This is a genomic window from Falsirhodobacter halotolerans, from assembly GCF_022899245.1.
Lineage (GTDB): Bacteria > Pseudomonadota > Alphaproteobacteria > Rhodobacterales > Rhodobacteraceae > Falsirhodobacter > Falsirhodobacter halotolerans.
The window spans coordinates 190,397-206,663 of sequence record NZ_JALJAZ010000001.1 but is presented as its reverse complement, the minus strand read 5'-3'; the positions used below and the strand labels follow the sequence as shown (position 1 = coordinate 206,663).

Here is a 16,267-nt window from a genome sequence, read left to right as displayed (position 1 = left end):
ATGTTCCTCAGATGGATTTCAGGCTTTCCAAGAAGCTGCGAAGCCCCTGGGCGACATCAGCACCGGGCGTGATGTCCGAGGCAGCACCGGGCTTGCCCCCTTTCAGGTCGGTCAGAAGCTGACGCGCTTCCACCCGCGACATGCCGCCCTTATGGGCCAGCACATCAAATCTCTTTTCCGCGCGGGCGCTGCCGCCGCTCTGCTGCGCATCGCTGCCCGCGTCGATCTCATCCGCCGACAGCAAGCCATCGGCAAAGCCCTGTTCGACAGCCGCCGAACCGGAGATCCACGTTTCGCGGTCAAGCATGGCCGCGATCTTGTCCTTCGCGATCCCGGTGCGGGCGGCGTAGATGTCGGCAGACACGTCATCGAACGGGGCCAGCCAATCGGCCACCTCGATGAAGGCGTTGCGATCCCCGGCGGCGACGACCCACGTGTTGTGGATCATCAGGAAGCCCGCGCGGGCGATGCGGATTTCATCCCCCGCCATGGCGATGACCGAGGCGGCGGAGGCGGCAACGCCCAGAATGTTGACCGTCACCTTGGCCTTATGCTCGCGCAGCGCGTTGTAGATGGCCAGCCCTTCGAAAAAGTCGCCGCCGGGGGAATTGACGTTCACGACAGCATCGCGATCCCCGATCGACCGCAGGGCCGCTGTGATCCGCTTGGCCGTGACGCCGTCGCCCCAATAATCCATGCCGATCGGATCGAGGATCGAGATTGTTGCTTCGGTCTCATCCGCCGCCGCCCGCACGTCCGGGTTCCAGCGTGACAGCGACTTGGGCGTCACATCGCTGCGCAGACCCGGACGGGACGCGATATCGGCCTTGGGAAGTGTGCGGAGCGTCATGGCGTATCCTCTTTTCCGAGATCCTGCACCGGGGCCATCGCCGTCTGTGCCGTCAGATCGTCCGCCCCATCGCGGCGGGCGAGGTTGAGTTTTTCCCGCGCCTCATTGCGCGACATGATGCCGTTGCTCACTAGCTTGGTGAGGAATTCGGCCTTGGCCTTGCTGTCCATCTGGAGGATGCCCTCCCGGTTGAACTCGGCGTAGCGTTTGATGCGTTGACCGGGGGCGATCAGGTCTTTGCGAACCCGGCCTTCGATGCGCCGCAGGATCGGGTTCAGGCCGGTGTTCATCCAAGCGATCATGATCTGCTCGACGCCCGATCCCCACATGGTCTGGCCTTGGCCCGCATGGCCGACAACGATGGGCGGCACCCCGAACCAGCGGCAGATATCCTCGACCGAGAATCGCCGCGTCTCCAGCATCTGCGCATCTTCGGGGTTCATGGTCAGCGTCTGGAAGTCGAGACCGGCCTCCAGCACCATCACCTTCCACGCCGCCTCGGACCCGCGATAGGCTTCCAGCATCTTGCGGGCCTGAACCCGCTGTTCCGCCGTCAGCGTCTGACCGGCCTTTAGGATGCCCGACACCTGCATGCCGTTGCCGAAGATCTTGCCCGCGCTTTCCTCCGCCGCCAGCGCCGTGCCCATCGTCTGCACCCCGAAGGTGATGGGCGACAGGCCGACATCCGAACCGAAGCCGAAGCCCCGGACATGGAACACCTTGTCGCGCGGGAGGACTTCGGTCTTTCCCCTATCCCGGACGCGATACATCAGATCGCCATCTGCGTTCCGAAACGGTTCGGTCGAGATCGACGGCAGGGTGCGCAGCTGCGACAGGCCAAGCCGCCCGTCCGTCCGTTCGGCATAGCAATTGCCGTTGGTCATCAGCCACGCAACCATGCCTTCCCAGAATTCCATGCCGGTCTGATCGGCATTGGGCGAAACGGTCAGCACTTCGGCAAACCGATCCGCCACCGTGTCCCGCGATCCGTTGTCGCGCTTGTCATAGACCGACAGCGGCAGGGATGAGATCACCGTGGCGGTCTGTCGGACGCAGGCCCAAACCGCCGACAGCTGCATGGCGGTCTGAAGGTTGACCGGCTTTCCGGCAGCGGACCGGCGACCGAATATCCGCGACAGCACATCTGCGCCTCCACCTTCGCGAGTCCGCTTTTCCTTCTCGACCTCATAGACCTCAGACCGCACCCGGGCGGGCAGTGTCGATGCCAACTTTGTAATGATCGACATCACACCACCATGATTGGGTCATTCAGAAATTCGTCCAAGCTGGGCTTGGCCTGCGGGTTCAGAAACATCAGCATCGCCGCGTTAAACGTCGCCATGAGCGGGTCGATCTTCGCTGCGCCGGACGCCTGCTTCGTGATCAGGTAGTTACTCCCCCGCAGTTCGACCTTGGCGTTGCCCACGGCCCAATCCATCAGGGGCTGGCCCGAGGTGCGCATGGTCTTGTCCTTCAGCTTCCGGGGCAGCGTCAGAACCGCCGCTTGCAGTTTCCAGCCCTGCGTCACCGCTGTCACCAGCGGCTGATCCATCCCGCGCGATGCTAGGGCATCGAGCAAAGTGGCGATTCCCGCGCTGTCGAGGCCGATGCCGTTCGCCTCGGGCAGGACGCCCGCGAGGAACAGCTTTTCGCAGATGTCCGCGACCTCCGCCTCCTGCTGCTCGGACGACTGGCAGAACACTAGATCGCCATCGCGTTCGAAGTCCCGCAGGCGCGGCACGATCTCTTTCCGGCGTTCCAGCACGTCCGGCTGCGCCCAGGCACGGGCCCAGTGGATCCACGCCCGCGATTTCCGGTGCCGACCAATCACCGCCAAGGCCATGAGGTCGTCCAACCCGCCGCCGTCGATCCCGACAGTCGCCACGTCGCAGCTGTCAATCAGGCGGTCGAGCGTCATCTTCTCAAGCGCGGCCTCGCGCCAGTAGATGGCGCCGGGCCACCGATCGGCATGAAGGCCGAGGCCGATCTCCACGTTGAAATGCTGGGAGGCGATCAGCGCCAGCTTTTCCGGCCCTTCCAGTTCCGCCGTCTCCACCTCGTCGCGAAGCCATTCGGGATCGACCGACCGCCCCAGGTGCGGATTGACCCGGCCCCAGTTCTCCGGCTTTTTCCACCCGCCATCGTTGGCATCCTCGGGCGGCAATTCATAAAGAACCGCCAGCATCGGGAAGGCCCGAACGCCGTCCCGCACTTCACGCGCCTTGGTCAGTTCAGCCTTGAAGACACCGGCAGGCGGCTTCTTCGACTGGGTCGTGATCTGCAAGAGGAACCCGTCGGGCCGCGCGGCCAAGGCCCCGCGGATTTCCACGAACACCTCCGACGCCTTCGCCATCTGGGCAAAGACGTGCGTCTCATCGATGAGGATGAACGTTGATTTCGAGCCGGTGATGACGTCCGGCGAGGCCGCTTTGACAAGGATCATCGCGCCGGTGTTGCGGTGCGTGATGGTCATCAGATGGTTCTGGACGTGGAACAGCTTCGCCAGATCATCATCCAGGGCGATGATGCCCTTGGCCTGCTTGTAGGCGATTCCCGCAATCTTCTGCGTCGGCGCGATCAGCAGCAGTTCGGCTTCGGGCCGCTCGTTCAGGATCGCCGCCGTGACGATGATCGCGGCAGCGATCGAGGACTTGCCGTTCTTCTTCGGGATCAGCAAGAAGAATTCCCGCAGCGCGCGGCGCTTGGTCTCGGGATCGTAGGATCCGAAGATCACGCGGACGAGGTCAAAGACCCATTCCCCGCAGCTGTCGCCATAGGTCGGGGTGCCGATGATGTCCGGCACCCGGAGGCGTTTGAAGATCCGCAACGCCTTTTCGGCCACGGCATCGTGCAACGGCAGGTCCGGGATCAGCGACCGCCCCTTGCGGATGCGCTCTTTCCAATCCGGGACCGCCGTTGACCATGCGGTCGAACGTATGGGGGCCGTCATCAGTGGATGCCGGGTTTCAGGTCATCGCCCCAGAGGCTTCCGTCGCCAGCCGTTTTCGCCGCCGCCTTCGCCGCTTCCTTCTTACCGGGTTGCGGAGCCGCTGCGGTGACCAGATCGTCCTTGGACTTCTCATCCGACTGCGCATCACGCAACCGGCGCTCCATCCCCATCAGGTCCGATTTTTCCAGCATCTTTCCCAACTCCTTCAGCGCGCCGACATTGCCGTCGTTGGCGAGGCCCATGGCGATCTCGATCCGGCGGGCGTCGAGCATGTCGCGGGCCGCGTCGCGCTCTTCGAGCTCCTGAAAAAAATTGCGCCGAAATGTCGGCAACGACATGCGGAGCGTTCGGGCCATCCGTTCGTTGGACCAGCCGAACGCCAGTAACATCTTGACTTTGTTGCGATCTTCCGGCGTGGCGTCCTTGCGGGGCCGTCCGGGCTTGCCGGTCCCCGCCTCAACGGGGTTCCCGAACAGGTCGAAAACCTCTGTCATCAGAAAAAAATCTCTCCGTGCGGGGGGCGCTGGTCTAGCGTCTGGGCCCCTTTTGACTTTTGACCCACCCCCCCCAGCCGCACCGTTGGTGCTGCGCATCCATGAGGAAAGGGATATGGAGGCTCACCCGAACCCTGCCGATTCGAACTCGGGCCAAACGTAGCGATGGGTGAGTGGATGAAAGCGTTGAACGGTGAGGCGACCCTGACCTTTCCCGATGGCACACGATACACGGGTGAAGTGATAATGCGCTTCAACACCAGCGGCATGGGTGGGTCGTTCGTTTGCGATCAACCACCGGCGGCCATGCATATCTTCGGGGATCCAATCATACAGTGCGGTGACGACCGCCTTATGGTTCTAATCACCGATATGAGCGCAGTAGGCTTCTTCTCATTTATGCCTATCAGCGAGGTTCTATAGAACAGGCCGGCCGCGGAATATTGAACTGCTTATCCGCCAGCCCCTCGGCACGCCTTCCTTCTACAAGGCAAGCGGTATCCAGCTTCATCCCTTCACCATCAATCATTGTCTGAGAGAATCCTTGATTGCCTCAAGGCGTCGGGCAAACTGGCGGCTTTAGGGAGGGACGAAATTGAGACCAGTAAGATCAGATGCCACGATCGAGTGCGAAAGTGGGGCTGTATATGAAGGTTGGGTCGATGTCCGGTTTAGCCAGCAAGGCAGCGATTGGTCGGGCCGGGGCTACTTTCAAACAAGAGATCCATTCTCATTGCTATCAGAGCGCGGCGATCCGATCCTCACCGCGGAGACATTGCGGATACGCGTGGTGGTGGTGACGGCCGCCAGCGATGACCAGGTCGAGATCATCACGACAGGACCGCCGCTATAAGCGCCGCTCTTCCTGCTGCTTGTCGCTGCTGTGGCAGGACTGGCAAAGGCATTGCAGATTGCCCGCATCCCAGAACAGCGTCTCATCGCCCCGGTGCGGCTCCTTGTGGTCCGCGACCAGCAGCGAGGTGTTTCCCTCGATCCGCCCGCATCGCTGGCAGGTGAACAGATCCCGCACCAGCACACCCTTCCGCAGCTTCTGCCACCGCGCCGTGTGATACCACTTGCGCCACGACACCGCTTGGTCACGCTTCTTCGACCAATCCGAACTGATCGAGGGCAACGCGGACGGGGCGGCGGGCAGCAGCGACGGCATCGCTTTCAATCTTGGTGCCATCGCATCCTCCTATCTGGACCCCTGCCACGCCGGGCCGTGCGGCGGTGCCACCTTTCGGGGCGGGCGACCCGCCATCATCGCCTGCCCCAAGGGACATGAGCGGCAGACGGAGGCGGGAGGGGGATTAGGCCACGGGCAGAACCGCAGCAGGCCATTCGGATACGAAAAAGCGCGGCGTTGTTTCCAACCCGCGCACGTCTCCGACTATGCCGATCTGCCCGATTATTTTGGGGCGGTCAACAATTTTCTGCCCCACACCCCGTGAAGGGCCTCCAGCCCGCGCTGCAGTCGGTCTAGATGGCGCGCTTCAGCACGGGCATCATGAACATGCGGCATGCTCCGAAGGGACAGGTCGTGCAGCACAACGTGGCGGATGACCGGCGCTGCGAACTGGGGCACCGCTGCCGCCATGCGGAAGAACTTCCGCCGGCGATCCACCCGCGCCACTTCCGGATCGCAATCGCCCATCGCCGCATCGATCCGCAGCGCGGCCAGCACGTCCCGCACCGGAAACCCCTGCGATGCGTCGAACAGCTCGACCGCGATGTTGAACTGCGCCGCCGTCAGCTTGCCGCGCCGGTGATAGCGCCCGATCCACGACTCGCGCCGCGTCCGCACCGCGCGGTCGGGGTTCTCCAGCTTGCCGGTCTCGGGGTTCCGCACCATGACCCGTTCGACCACCTTGCCCGCCATCTGGTTCCGGGTCAGCGGCCCCACATCCCACGGCATGGTGGCCAGCTGCACCCGTGCTTTCGCCGCGCTGATCTTCCGCATCATCATCCCCTTGTCCCTTCCAGTTTCGCATCCCGGCGTTCCGCCCCGGTCCGCACGATGTCGTTGGCCACCCGCTGATCGGCGGCATAGGCTTCCGCGAACTGCCGTTCCTCGATCGACGCCTGGCCGATCGCCATGCGCTCGCGGATCAGGGCCAGCGTCCGGCTGTTGTCCCGCGCGGCCTCGCTGATCTTGATCTTGTCGAACGCCCCCGGCGGACGCCCGTTGACGCGCAGGAACCGGAACAACTCGACCAGATGCCCCGCCATCTGCGCGGACGGCCCCTCGATCGACGCCAGCCAGCTGGTCATGATCCGGTTTTTCTGCACGGGGCGCTCTTGCAGCCGACGCGCCAGATCACGGATCACCAGTTCGGTCGGGCACATGTCGCGCTTCGGCCCGCCCGCATTGTCCAGCACCTGTTCGGCCAGCGTGATCAGGTTTTCGCGGTGCATGTAGGCCAGCCAGTCCACCTGACGGTCCAGCATCTGATCAAACGCCCCGGCAGTCATGCCTTTGGGCTTCTGGATCCCCGCGTCGCGCAACCGCCCCACGAAGTGCGCCCGAACCGCCTGCCGCCCCTCGATGGCGTGATCATCCTGCTCTGCCGTCATCGTTCGCGCCCTTTCTCAGCAATCAGACCACGATGCCCGCTGCGCGCAGCCGGTCGTGGGTGACGAGGTTCCGGTCCAGCATCGCCCGCGCCATTCCGGCGTTGATCGCGCTGCTGGCCACGAATTTCCCGGTGTTCAGCTTCTCAGCCCAGAATGCCGGGATATCAGCCTCGACCGGGGCGGCGTCTCGCGCGCCCTCGTGTGCGGGCGCACCCGCCTGCGGGTTATTTTTTGATTTATTTACTGGTTTATCTCCAACGGGCTGGAGATGGCTTTTGCCGTTTTTTGGAGATGGAACGGTGCGTTTTTTGGAGATGGCTTTTCCTACTTCCATCTTCACTCCGCTGGAGTTGGTTTCCCCGCCCGCCGTCTCCACTCCGCTGGAGATGGAATTACCCTTTTCCGTCTCCAACCGGCTGGAGATAGACTTGGCCCCGCCAAGGGCGATCTCGTATTGGGTCGGGCGCTTGCGGTGGGAAGCGTCACGGGACCGATGCCGTTGCACTAGTCCGCGCTCCTCCAGCTTGTTAAGCGCGTTGTTCAACGTGCCATTGGAAAACCCGCACCGCTCCAGCAGCAAGGACTGCGGCGGAAAGCACAGCCCCGTCTTGTCATTGTGGTGATTGCACAAGTGGTAAAGCACCCGAAATTCGGCATTGGACAGCTCGGCAGGCACGGTGGCCAGCCAGACAAGGGCGGAATGGCTCATGATGACCTCGCCTGCTGGCGCTCGCGCGCGGCCCGTTCGGCCACCTCACGCGCGGCCTGCGCGGCCATATCCCGCCCGATCTTCATCTGGCGATATTCATCGATCCCGATGGCCGAGCGCCTGTTCTTGCCGCGCTTTGGCAAGCCAAGCCGGGCGGCCGTCTTGGCGGGCGTGGCAAACGCTACCCCATAATGCTTGATCAGGTCGCCATACCGGACGCCCGCTGTCCACATGGCCGCAAACTCGGGATCCCGTATGCTCTGCGCCAGATGCGCGGCAATATTTCCGCGCGGCGGCAGTTTGCGCCAGTGGGCCCGTACGGCTACGGCGTGGCGACTGATGCCAAGCCGCCGGCCGATTTCCGTCATGGTCAGGTTCGGATCGTTCCACATTCGCCGGAATTCGGCTTCGGAGACCTTAGCCCCCCGAATGGGGCCGCATTCCCGCGGCGTCACGGGCGCCTCCGCTCAATTTCTTTGGTCAAAAACTTTTGCAGCGGGATCAGCCGTGCGGCTGCCTCCCTGGGGAGGAATGACACCCCCAAAAGCGTGACGATCACCGTCGAGACGACGGCCTTCAGCGCGGTCAAACACCAGATCATGCGGCCCGCCGATCCATGAAATCCTGAAACCGCCTACCGGCGAGGGCGACGATATCGCCGCTGGGGCGGTTCGTCCCCTGCCACCAGTTCAGCGCGGTCTGATACCGTACACCGAACGCGACCGAGACTTCCTCGGGGTTGCGATAATGCTCGTGCAGGAAGGCCGACCAGAAACCGGCAAAACTCGCGCGAAATGTGCGCGGGTCAAAAACTTTGGACAAAGACATTTGTGTGGGTCCGTTCCTATGTTGCGCTTGTGAGGGTGCAACGGATGAAACAGCAGAGGATGGTACGGGGGCCGTGGTCATGCGGCCCCCTGTTCTTTGTCGCGGAGGATTTCGGAATAAGCCAACGCTACGGCGTCCCACGTTTTGAAGGTCGGGCTGACTTCCCCCCGCTTCCAGCGTCCCCAAGTCGTTTCTGCAACGGCTGCCTTGCGGCACATTGCGGAAATCGAAATGCCATGGGTAGCGAGAGTTGCTTCCATTTCCGGGATGTCGTTAGGGTGGGCCATATGTGTGTCTCGCTGCAAGATGCACATAATATGCATTGCTGCACACTAATAGTCAATGCATCAATGCAACATGACCCTGCACCAATGCATCGCTAGGATCGCGGCATGCAGGAAACTTGGCACCTTAGATATCTGAAGCACGTCATGGCGGCGACCGGCCTAAGAGCATCGCCTTTGGCAAAGGCCGCCGGGCTTTCAACGACAACGCTTACCCGCCCCTTGAGCGGTGCCGATCATGCCTTCGATCTATCGCTTCCAACGCTTGCTAAGATCGAAGAGTTCAGCGGAATACCATTCGCCCCCTTTCGAGACGGGGAGGTGCCGAAATCCTATGAGGTCGGCACCGCACCCCTTGAAAATACCCACAATCTCGTTTCCGTTTTCGATGTCCACGCCAGTGCCGGAGACGGGCACATTGTGGAAGACGAGCGGATCATTGAGCAGTTGGTTTTCCCTGCCGGATATTTGCATCGGATCACGAAAACAAAGGCCAAAGACCTAGCGATCATTGGCGTCAAGGGCGACAGCATGCTGCCGACGATCAGCGACGATGATGTCGTGATGATTGATATGTTAAAGAAGGATCTGTCGTTCGATGGGCTGTTTGTCATCAAGGATGGCGGGGCTTCTCTTTTGGTGAAACGTATCGGGCGCGGTACCAAAAGCGGCCACATCATGGTCATATCCGACAACCAGACCTATCCGAACACCGAACGAGCGGTGGAAGATATCGAGGTTGTCGGCAAGGTTGTCTGGTATGGGAGGAAGGTATGATCTGCATGGCCGCAAGGAAGATCGCCTGTAACACCATTGCTTGCGCAGCCCTGACAGCCCGCACCCCTGCCGCCTACCTGCCCGGCAGCGAGGTTGTCACGATCGACGGGCGCAAACGTACTGTGCGCCGATCGGGCGACACCAATCCCGCTTCGCATGTTGTAAACATAGGACTTACTTGATGAGCAATCCTAATCATGCCTCGGTGATACGGCAGATCGAGAAGCTGAATATACCGAACAAATGCCCCCTATGTGGAGCCGGACAGTGGATCGTTCCGAAGCGCAGAAGCACGGAGGAGGCTGAAGTGATGGCGATGGTCAGTATACACTCTCTGACAGATGGGTTCGGCTTTGTTCCGATGATTTGTGGAAACTGCACCGCGACACAGTTTTTCCATCTGGATTCGCTTATGAAAAAATGAATGCAGCACCGATGGAAACCATTCGCTTTGAGGAGGCCGAGGTCTCCACTGAACCGCTCAATGGCCAGAGAGTGCGGCTTACGACCAGCGATATGGTTGCGCTGTCTGACTTCGTAGCCGTACGCGACATCCACGGCCGGGTTTCGCGACTGGAGGGGGGCTACTCAACCCAACAGTGGGCCGTTGGCCTTCTGTGCGCCGCAGTGTTTGGGGCATTTGGGATAATGATTGCGATGCAGGCGAGGGGCCAAGGCGATATCGAGCGCATTGCGGACAGCGTTGCAGCGCTTGATCTTAAGGTCGAAGCGCTCCCGACAGAAATAAGATCAGAACTGCGCGATCTCACAGATTTGGTCCTGCGGTCGATTACAGCCTCCTCCAACGTGACGGGCCAAGTCCCCAGAACGATTTACGTTCAACCATCAAATGGACCCCCAATCCCGGATAGCTCCGATTGAGCGTGCTCAGTATGTTTTTCATACTGTTGAGCAGAACTACGGCATGCGTTTCCCTCATGGCACCGTCAGGATCGTCCAAAGTAATCGGCTCAAGGTAACCAGTCTGTATGTTCATCTTCCGAGCCCCCGCCCCGCGCGGGGCCTTTTTATGTTCGCCAGCACCACGCTAGTAGGGGAAGGGTAACACGGCGATTCGTTGATGTGCATACGAAATGCACATAATATGCATTCGTGCATTGACTTAGTATGTGCATTAATGCATCTTTACTCCATACCACCGCGACGCATGGGCCGGTGGACATGGAGGAAAAATGTTCAACATCCCCGACCACCCGCGCCCCGCCGTATCCACGGCCCTGCGCGCCCCGCAGTCCCTGATCAACGCCCGCCGCATCCGGCGTGAGGCGCTGGTCCGCAGCCTGCCCACCTTTCTCCGTACCACCCTGATCCTTTCCCTCGTCGCCCTGGCGGGGTTGCTTTTCGGCTGCGCACTCGAACGCACCGCCGTCAACCTGCCCCACACGCTGGATCAGGCCGAACTCTATCGGGGGATATGAGCATGACCCGCCGCCACATCACCGACGCCGTCCGGCGCGAGGCGCAGGCCTACTTAATCTGGTCCTACGCAACCGCCCGCGATTGGGACCTGACCCTGCGCGAGCTGGCCGAGGCGCTGGACCTCAAGCTGATCGCCGTCCGCAACACCTGCAACAAGCGCGGCTGGTCCCGCCGCCTGCGCAGCGACACGCAGGACCACGACCTGTCCGACATCGAGGACGGCGCACCCGGCGACATCATGGCCGCACTGGCCTGACCCCCACCACCCCCAACACTTGAGGCCCACCCGTGACCGCACCGGCCCGCATCACCCCAACTGAGAGGCATCGCCCCATGGCCAAAGCCGAACTGAACTTCATGGAATTCATCCAGTCCTTTCGCCGCGGCGAATTGCTGGAGATGGGCGACAAGCATCTGAACGAGCTGATGGACGCCATCAACGAGACCGGCGGCAACGGGTCGATCACCATCACCCTGCCGTTCAAGGTCAACAAGGCCGGCCAGATCGAATGCACCCCGGACATCGCGGTGAAAAAGCCGCGCCGCCCGATGGGCACCGGCATCTACTACGCCACCGATGACGGCCGCCTGTCCCGCCGCGATCCGCGCCAGGAAGACTGGGTCGATGACTTGGACGACCGCCGCATGCGCGACCGCGACTGATTTCCCACCCCTGAAAGGAGGCCCCCATGGCCCGAACCCTAAACCACGAAGGCCGAGAGATCGGCACCACAACCGTCGCCGTGATCGAGGATCCCCGCGCGGGCATCGAGGCGGCGATCGAAGGCGCCCGCCTGGCCGATCCGATCTTGCGCCTGCTCGACGGGCGCACCTTTGCCCTGACGCCGGACAAGCACCGCCTGCAGGACATCACGGACCCGCATCGCCTGCCGCCGCGCCAGATCCAGCGCGTCACGCTGGACAACCGCCGGTCCCTTTCGGACTACGCCAACCGGTTCAGCACGGCGGCGTCGATCCTGATCGCGGACTACGATGCGATGACCATTGCGGCGCATCTGGATTTCCACCGCAGCAACCAGGACGACGAAGAAGGCATTCTGCTGCCCGGTGCCTGCAAGCACACTGCCACGTTCAAGCTGCTGCCGTCTGAGGAATTCCAGCGGTGGGATGCGATGGAGGGCGACTTCCACCCGCAGGCCGAATTTGCCGCGTTTCTGGAAGAGAACAGCGTCGATATCTCCATGCCCGAAGCAACGGTGATGGTTGAGATCAGCCGCGATCTGGAGGCGACTGTCGATCAGAGCTTCAAGAGCAGCGTTCGGTTGGAAAACGGCGATCGCAAGTTCCGGTTCGAGACGGATACGCGCGTGGCGAATGACGTGGTGGTGCCGCGCGAGTTCTTCCTGAACATCCCGCTCTACAACGGCGAACCGCCGGTGGAACTGCGCGCGGCCTTCCGCTTCCGCCCCACCGCGCAGGGACTGCTGCTGGCCTTCGAATGGCGCCGCGTCGAATACCAGCGCCGCGCCACCTTTGCCGAGATCGCCGCCACCGCCGCCGAAGAAACCGGCCTGCCCTTCTTCATGGGCCGGACGGCCTGACCCCATCCCCGGCGCGTCGGGGGTCGGACGCGCGTCACTGTCTCAAACTTCCCTCGCCTTCGGGCGGGGGCCTTTTCCCCCGGAGCCACATCATGACCGGCCCATTCCTTTCCCCGCTGTCGCTGCACGACGCCCGCACCGCTCTCCGTCAGCCGTATATCCGGCCTGACGTCGAGATCGAGGCGCTGGCCGTGCTTGCCCGCAGCCCCAACGCCATCGACCAGTTCATCCTGCGCGAACACCGCGGCGTCCCGCCCGGTGCCGACATGGAGCAGCTGCTGCCCGACGATCCGCCCAACCGGCTGGAGCCGGGCGGGGCCCGTGGATGGCTCGTGATCATCGCCATCGCCGCCATGTTCTTCGCCTTGATCGCCGTCGCTGGCAGCCTTTCGATCGCGCCCGACGCCACCAAGCATTTCCTCACCTTCGGAGGTCGTATCCAATGATGGTAGACATGAAAAAGCCGCACACGGGATCCGCATACGGCGTCATGTTCGCAGGTAATGTTCGCGACCTGAGGTCAGACGACGAGCTTCATGTCGGTGCGCTCGATAGCCTCGAGAAATGCCACACGAACCGCTCTGGGATCGATGACGCATTCCATGGCACCCTGCGCCATTCGCGCGGCAGCAAGACGCTTCGTGCAGCTGGCAAGCGGCCACTGCATTTTCAGGCTTTGCAGAGCCTGCTCGACTGTTTTGATGTTGCGGATCGGACCGTCGGGGCCTTCGGAGAAGGTGACGGGGTTACCCCAGTTTGTTTCTATCATGACCGCTATATAGGGCGTCCGTCCGCAAATTACAAATATTCCAAAATGTCGGACGCGCGGCGTACGCTGCCAAACGCCCTCCCGCCCGGGTCATGTTCGAGGCATGGCGGCCGCGAAGTCGCTGGACGCAAGGCGAGATTCCTCAAGCGCTTCGAACAGTTTTACGTTGCGCCAGGCGCGTTAAACGTCGTCCAGCCAAGCATAGGCCTTGGGGCACATATCCGCGATCTCAGGGTGCTCGTCCTTGAGACGCTGCATCGTGTCCCGGCTTACGCCGAGCGATACCTCGCTACGGGCATCGAAGCTGTAAAGCGCCTTGGAAACGGCATGTATGGTCGCCAGCCGCTCATCATCGGCTTTCAGATCCCATGCCAGCAGACCGCCCGAGATATTTCGAATGGCCTCCATTCCCTCAAGCATGATCTCGGATTGCAGGTTCAGCTGCGCATCGACGTTGGTGTCTGTGTCCATGGACTTCTTCCTTCTCAAAAATGTGCAGTGCAGCCCGCCACCGCATGGTCCGCATTGCTTAATCCGTCCATGCTCATGGATGCCTTGGGGTGGCGCACTCCCCGACCGAGGCTGAACCCCTCGCTGAGACCGGATGTTCCCTTTCATGCGGGGGCCATACAATGACCGCCCCCATTCCCCACATCATCCGCCAGCAGACCGGCCCCCTGGACGACCGCCACGTCACGCAATACTGGCTGTCGGACGGCACCTGCCTGCGCAGCGAAGCCCGCACCCCCGACACCGCCAACCTGAACGTCGCGTGGGCGTATTTCGTGGCGGCGGAACGCGCGCGGTTCGGGGGCGAGGTGCCGGAGCCGTTCGTGCCGTCGGGGCCGGTGGCCTACGCCAACCCGCGCGACATGATGCTGTTGGAGATGTGCGAACTGCTGGACACCTATGCCGAGGAGCTGAAGGCTGGGATCAGCATCAACGGCGTGATGCGCCCCGATCCCATGGACGCCCCGACCGTGGAGCTCATCGACACGATCACCGACCTGACGCGCCGCGCGCGGGTGGACCTGCACGGCCCGATCGGCCCCGCCACGTCCGCCTGCACCTGCAACCCGCCCGAGGGCGACACCCATCAGACATGGTGCCCCGAGGGGCCGGGAGCGATGTATGCCTGATCGCGACCTCGCGGAGGTCCTGCCGAACGACCTCTTCAACCACCCTAACTGCTTCGGAACTTACTCCTACCGCAGCTGGGAGCTTGATCTAGCCACCCCTGCATTGGTCGCCGCTGGCTTCGAAGTCGGCGCGTGGCGGATGGAGGAGCGTGACAGCTTTGGCCCACTCGTTCGCAGTGTCGCACTCACGAAGGACAGTAAGACCGAGAGGTTCTTCTATGGCTAAACGCATCAAGCGAAGCCGCGCCAAAGGGTGGCGCATGCCCGAGGGCGCCGTCTACGTCGGGCGACCGACCCTGTGGGGCAACCCTTGGTCCATTGCAGAGGCTCGGGAATGCCTGAGCGAACTGGGCGAGAAGACCGACCCCGCCGCAATTGCCGTTCACTGGTATCGCATCTGGATCACCGGCACGGGGCATCAGGGGCGGAGGCACCCGCCCACCATCAGGATGGTCCAAGAACGCCTGCGCGGCAAAGACCTCGCCTGCTGGTGCTCGCTGGATCAGCCTTGCCACGCCGACGTGCTTCTGGAGATCGCAAATGCCTGACGGTTCCTTCATCGACTCCGCGCCGATGATCATCCGCGCGAACTGCGGGCATCTGGTGGCGAGTGAGGTGGCGGCATGAGCGCTTGGGAAATCTCCTTGGGGGCTTCAGACGAATGGTACACGCCGCGATACATCTTCGATGCCTTGGGATGCGCGTTTTTAATGGATGTGGCCGCACCAATCGGCGGCGGGCCGCATGTTCCGGCAAGCCACTGGCTGACTGCCTCTGATGACTGCTTGGCTCAGGATTGGCACGGCATGGTATGGATGAACCCGCCCTTCGGGGGTCGCAATGGCCTCATACCTTGGCTGGATCGGTTTTTCTCGCACGGCAACGGTATTGCGCTGACACCTGACCGCACATCGGCCCCGTGGTGGCAGGACGCTAATCGCAGATGCGACGCCACGCTGTTCGTCGCGGGCAAGATCAAGTTCGAACGCCCCGATGGGTCCGTCGGGAAATCTCCGGGCACCGGCACGACGCTGTTTGCTGTGGGCGCGGGAGCGGTTTCCGCCCTTTTGCGAGCTGAGACGCGCGGGCTTGGCACTGTGATGGAAAGGATGGCGGCATGACCCAGAACACCAGCACCGCCGTCATGCAGCGCCGGGTGGAGCCGCATCACAGCCTGGACGACTATCCCACGCCCCCGTGGGCCACGCGCGCCCTGTGCGAATGGCTGTTTGCCGAAGGGCTGGCCGCGAGGGCGGACGAGGTGCATGAACCGGCCGCCAATCGCGGGCACATGGTGCGACCGCTGCGGGAATACTTTGGACAGGTCGAAGCGACGGATGTTCACGACTACGGCGCGGGCTATCCGGTGCGGGTCTATCTGGAAATGCTGCCCCCGCCCATGGTGGACTGGACGATCACCAACCCGCCCTTTCGCCTGGGCGAGGACTTCGCCCGCCGTGCGATCGAGACCAGCCGCAAGGGCTGCGCCCTGATCGTGCGCAGCGCGTTCACCGAGGGCGTCCGGCGACACCAGTTCCTGTTTGGCCTCTACCGGCCCCGCGCGATCCTCCAGTTCACCGAACGGGTGCCGATGAATCGCGGGCGGATGGAAGCGGGCATGACGACCGCCACGGCCTACTGCTGGATCGTCTGGACCCCCGGCTGGACCGAGCAGACGCAATACGACTGGATAGCCCCCTGCCGGAAGCGGCTGGAGCGGGCGACGGATTACTCGATGGAGGTGGGATGATGGCCGGGAAACCTAGTCGGGCCCTGCAGGAAATCATTCAGGTGTGGGGTTATGCAAGAAGCATCGAATCGCACCCCGGCCCCGCGCTGGACCTTCTAGCCGATGCGATCGCCTTTGGATTGAACGAGGGCGACTATC

At 62.4% G+C, this 16,267-nt stretch carries 24 protein-coding genes; 11 read left to right on the top strand and 13 right to left on the bottom strand.

The window, feature by feature from the left end:
• Nucleotides 1-7: 7 nt before the first annotated feature.
• The 11 genes from MU449_RS01015 to MU449_RS00965 all read right to left on the bottom strand — a co-directional run bounded on the left by MU449_RS01015 (nt 8) and on the right by MU449_RS00965 (nt 8,408).
• Entirely contained in the window at nt 8-850 is an 843-nt protein-coding gene (locus tag MU449_RS01015) for a head maturation protease, ClpP-related (RefSeq protein WP_244736129.1), read from the bottom strand.
• Entirely contained in the window at nt 847-2,097 is a 1,251-nt protein-coding gene (locus MU449_RS01010) for a phage portal protein (protein ID WP_244736128.1), read from the bottom strand. The genes MU449_RS01015 and MU449_RS01010 overlap by 4 nt, the downstream gene beginning before the upstream one ends.
• On the bottom strand, nt 2,097-3,800 hold the full coding sequence (locus tag MU449_RS01005; protein WP_244736127.1) for a terminase large subunit: 1,704 nt from the start codon (nt 3,798-3,800) through the stop codon (nt 2,097-2,099). The genes MU449_RS01010 and MU449_RS01005 overlap by 1 nt, the downstream gene beginning before the upstream one ends.
• Nucleotides 3,800-4,294, bottom strand: a complete 495-nt coding sequence (locus MU449_RS01000) for a resolvase (protein ID WP_244736126.1) — start codon at nt 4,292-4,294, stop codon at nt 3,800-3,802. The genes MU449_RS01005 and MU449_RS01000 overlap by 1 nt, the downstream gene beginning before the upstream one ends.
• An 847-nt stretch (nt 4,295-5,141) precedes the next feature.
• Nucleotides 5,142-5,483: an HNH endonuclease gene (locus MU449_RS00995; RefSeq protein ID WP_244736124.1), complete on the bottom strand. Its 342-nt coding sequence runs from the start codon at nt 5,481-5,483 to the stop codon at nt 5,142-5,144.
• 222 nt (nt 5,484-5,705) lie between these two features.
• Complete coding sequence (locus tag MU449_RS00990; protein WP_244736123.1) at nt 5,706-6,263, bottom strand: hypothetical protein; 558 nt, start codon at nt 6,261-6,263, stop codon at nt 5,706-5,708.
• Nucleotides 6,260-6,871, bottom strand: a complete 612-nt coding sequence (locus tag MU449_RS00985; protein WP_244736121.1) for a hypothetical protein — start codon at nt 6,869-6,871, stop codon at nt 6,260-6,262. The genes MU449_RS00990 and MU449_RS00985 overlap by 4 nt, the downstream gene beginning before the upstream one ends.
• A gap of 22 nt (nt 6,872-6,893) precedes the next feature.
• Nucleotides 6,894-7,580, bottom strand: coding sequence for a helix-turn-helix domain-containing protein (locus MU449_RS00980; protein WP_244736120.1), 687 nt, complete (start codon nt 7,578-7,580; stop codon nt 6,894-6,896).
• Nucleotides 7,577-8,035: a winged helix-turn-helix domain-containing protein gene (locus tag MU449_RS00975; RefSeq protein ID WP_244736119.1), complete on the bottom strand. Its 459-nt coding sequence runs from the start codon at nt 8,033-8,035 to the stop codon at nt 7,577-7,579. The genes MU449_RS00980 and MU449_RS00975 overlap by 4 nt, the downstream gene beginning before the upstream one ends.
• Nucleotides 8,032-8,169, bottom strand: coding sequence for a hypothetical protein (locus MU449_RS00970; protein WP_244736118.1), 138 nt, complete (start codon nt 8,167-8,169; stop codon nt 8,032-8,034). Before MU449_RS00970 ends, MU449_RS00975 begins: the two co-directional genes overlap by 4 nt.
• An 8-nt stretch (nt 8,170-8,177) precedes the next feature.
• Nucleotides 8,178-8,408, bottom strand: coding sequence for a hypothetical protein (locus MU449_RS00965; protein WP_244736117.1), 231 nt, complete (start codon nt 8,406-8,408; stop codon nt 8,178-8,180).
• 392 nt (nt 8,409-8,800) lie between these two features.
• On the opposite strand from MU449_RS00965, the gene MU449_RS00960 reads away from it, so the two are divergent.
• The 6 genes from MU449_RS00960 (at nt 8,801) to MU449_RS00935 (ending at nt 12,917) form a co-directional block, all read left to right on the top strand.
• Nucleotides 8,801-9,469 (top strand): S24 family peptidase, encoded by a 669-nt coding sequence (locus tag MU449_RS00960; protein WP_244736116.1) that lies wholly within the window; start codon nt 8,801-8,803, stop codon nt 9,467-9,469.
• Between the two features lie 1,193 nt (nt 9,470-10,662).
• The gene (locus MU449_RS00955) at nt 10,663-10,908 is read left to right on the top strand and encodes a hypothetical protein (RefSeq protein ID WP_244736115.1); all 246 of its coding nucleotides are present in this window, start codon (nt 10,663-10,665) and stop codon (nt 10,906-10,908) included.
• 2 nt (nt 10,909-10,910) lie between these two features.
• Nucleotides 10,911-11,165: a hypothetical protein gene (locus MU449_RS00950; protein ID WP_244736114.1), complete on the top strand. Its 255-nt coding sequence runs from the start codon at nt 10,911-10,913 to the stop codon at nt 11,163-11,165.
• A gap of 77 nt (nt 11,166-11,242) precedes the next feature.
• Nucleotides 11,243-11,572, top strand: a complete 330-nt coding sequence (locus MU449_RS00945) for a transcriptional regulator (RefSeq protein ID WP_244736113.1) — start codon at nt 11,243-11,245, stop codon at nt 11,570-11,572.
• A gap of 26 nt (nt 11,573-11,598) precedes the next feature.
• Nucleotides 11,599-12,471, top strand: coding sequence for a DUF2303 family protein (locus tag MU449_RS00940; RefSeq protein ID WP_244736112.1), 873 nt, complete (start codon nt 11,599-11,601; stop codon nt 12,469-12,471).
• Between the two features lie 92 nt (nt 12,472-12,563).
• A complete protein-coding gene (locus MU449_RS00935) occupies nt 12,564-12,917 on the top strand; it encodes a hypothetical protein (RefSeq protein ID WP_244736110.1) in 354 nt (117 codons plus the stop codon).
• A 74-nt stretch (nt 12,918-12,991) separates the two neighbouring features.
• On the opposite strand, the gene MU449_RS00930 is transcribed toward MU449_RS00935, so the two are convergent.
• A complete protein-coding gene (locus tag MU449_RS00930; RefSeq protein ID WP_244736109.1) occupies nt 12,992-13,240 on the bottom strand; it encodes a DUF982 domain-containing protein in 249 nt (82 codons plus the stop codon).
• Nucleotides 13,241-13,420: 180 nt separating this feature from the next.
• Nucleotides 13,421-13,711, bottom strand: coding sequence for a hypothetical protein (locus MU449_RS00925; RefSeq protein WP_244736108.1), 291 nt, complete (start codon nt 13,709-13,711; stop codon nt 13,421-13,423).
• Nucleotides 13,712-13,872: 161 nt separating this feature from the next.
• On the opposite strand from MU449_RS00925, the gene MU449_RS00920 reads away from it, so the two are divergent.
• The 5 genes from MU449_RS00920 to MU449_RS00900 all read left to right on the top strand — a co-directional run bounded on the left by MU449_RS00920 (nt 13,873) and on the right by MU449_RS00900 (nt 16,129).
• On the top strand, nt 13,873-14,379 hold the full coding sequence (locus tag MU449_RS00920; RefSeq protein WP_244736106.1) for a hypothetical protein: 507 nt from the start codon (nt 13,873-13,875) through the stop codon (nt 14,377-14,379).
• On the top strand, nt 14,372-14,605 hold the full coding sequence (locus tag MU449_RS00915) for a hypothetical protein (RefSeq protein WP_244736105.1): 234 nt from the start codon (nt 14,372-14,374) through the stop codon (nt 14,603-14,605). The genes MU449_RS00920 and MU449_RS00915 overlap by 8 nt, the downstream gene beginning before the upstream one ends.
• Nucleotides 14,598-14,927: a DUF4326 domain-containing protein gene (locus MU449_RS00910; RefSeq protein WP_244736104.1), complete on the top strand. Its 330-nt coding sequence runs from the start codon at nt 14,598-14,600 to the stop codon at nt 14,925-14,927. The genes MU449_RS00915 and MU449_RS00910 overlap by 8 nt, the downstream gene beginning before the upstream one ends.
• Nucleotides 14,928-15,002: 75 nt before the next feature.
• The gene (locus MU449_RS00905; protein ID WP_244736103.1) at nt 15,003-15,500 is read left to right on the top strand and encodes a phage N-6-adenine-methyltransferase; all 498 of its coding nucleotides are present in this window, start codon (nt 15,003-15,005) and stop codon (nt 15,498-15,500) included.
• Nucleotides 15,497-16,129, top strand: a complete 633-nt coding sequence (locus tag MU449_RS00900; RefSeq protein ID WP_244736102.1) for a hypothetical protein — start codon at nt 15,497-15,499, stop codon at nt 16,127-16,129. The genes MU449_RS00905 and MU449_RS00900 overlap by 4 nt, the downstream gene beginning before the upstream one ends.
• Nucleotides 16,130-16,267: the final 138 nt, after the last annotated feature.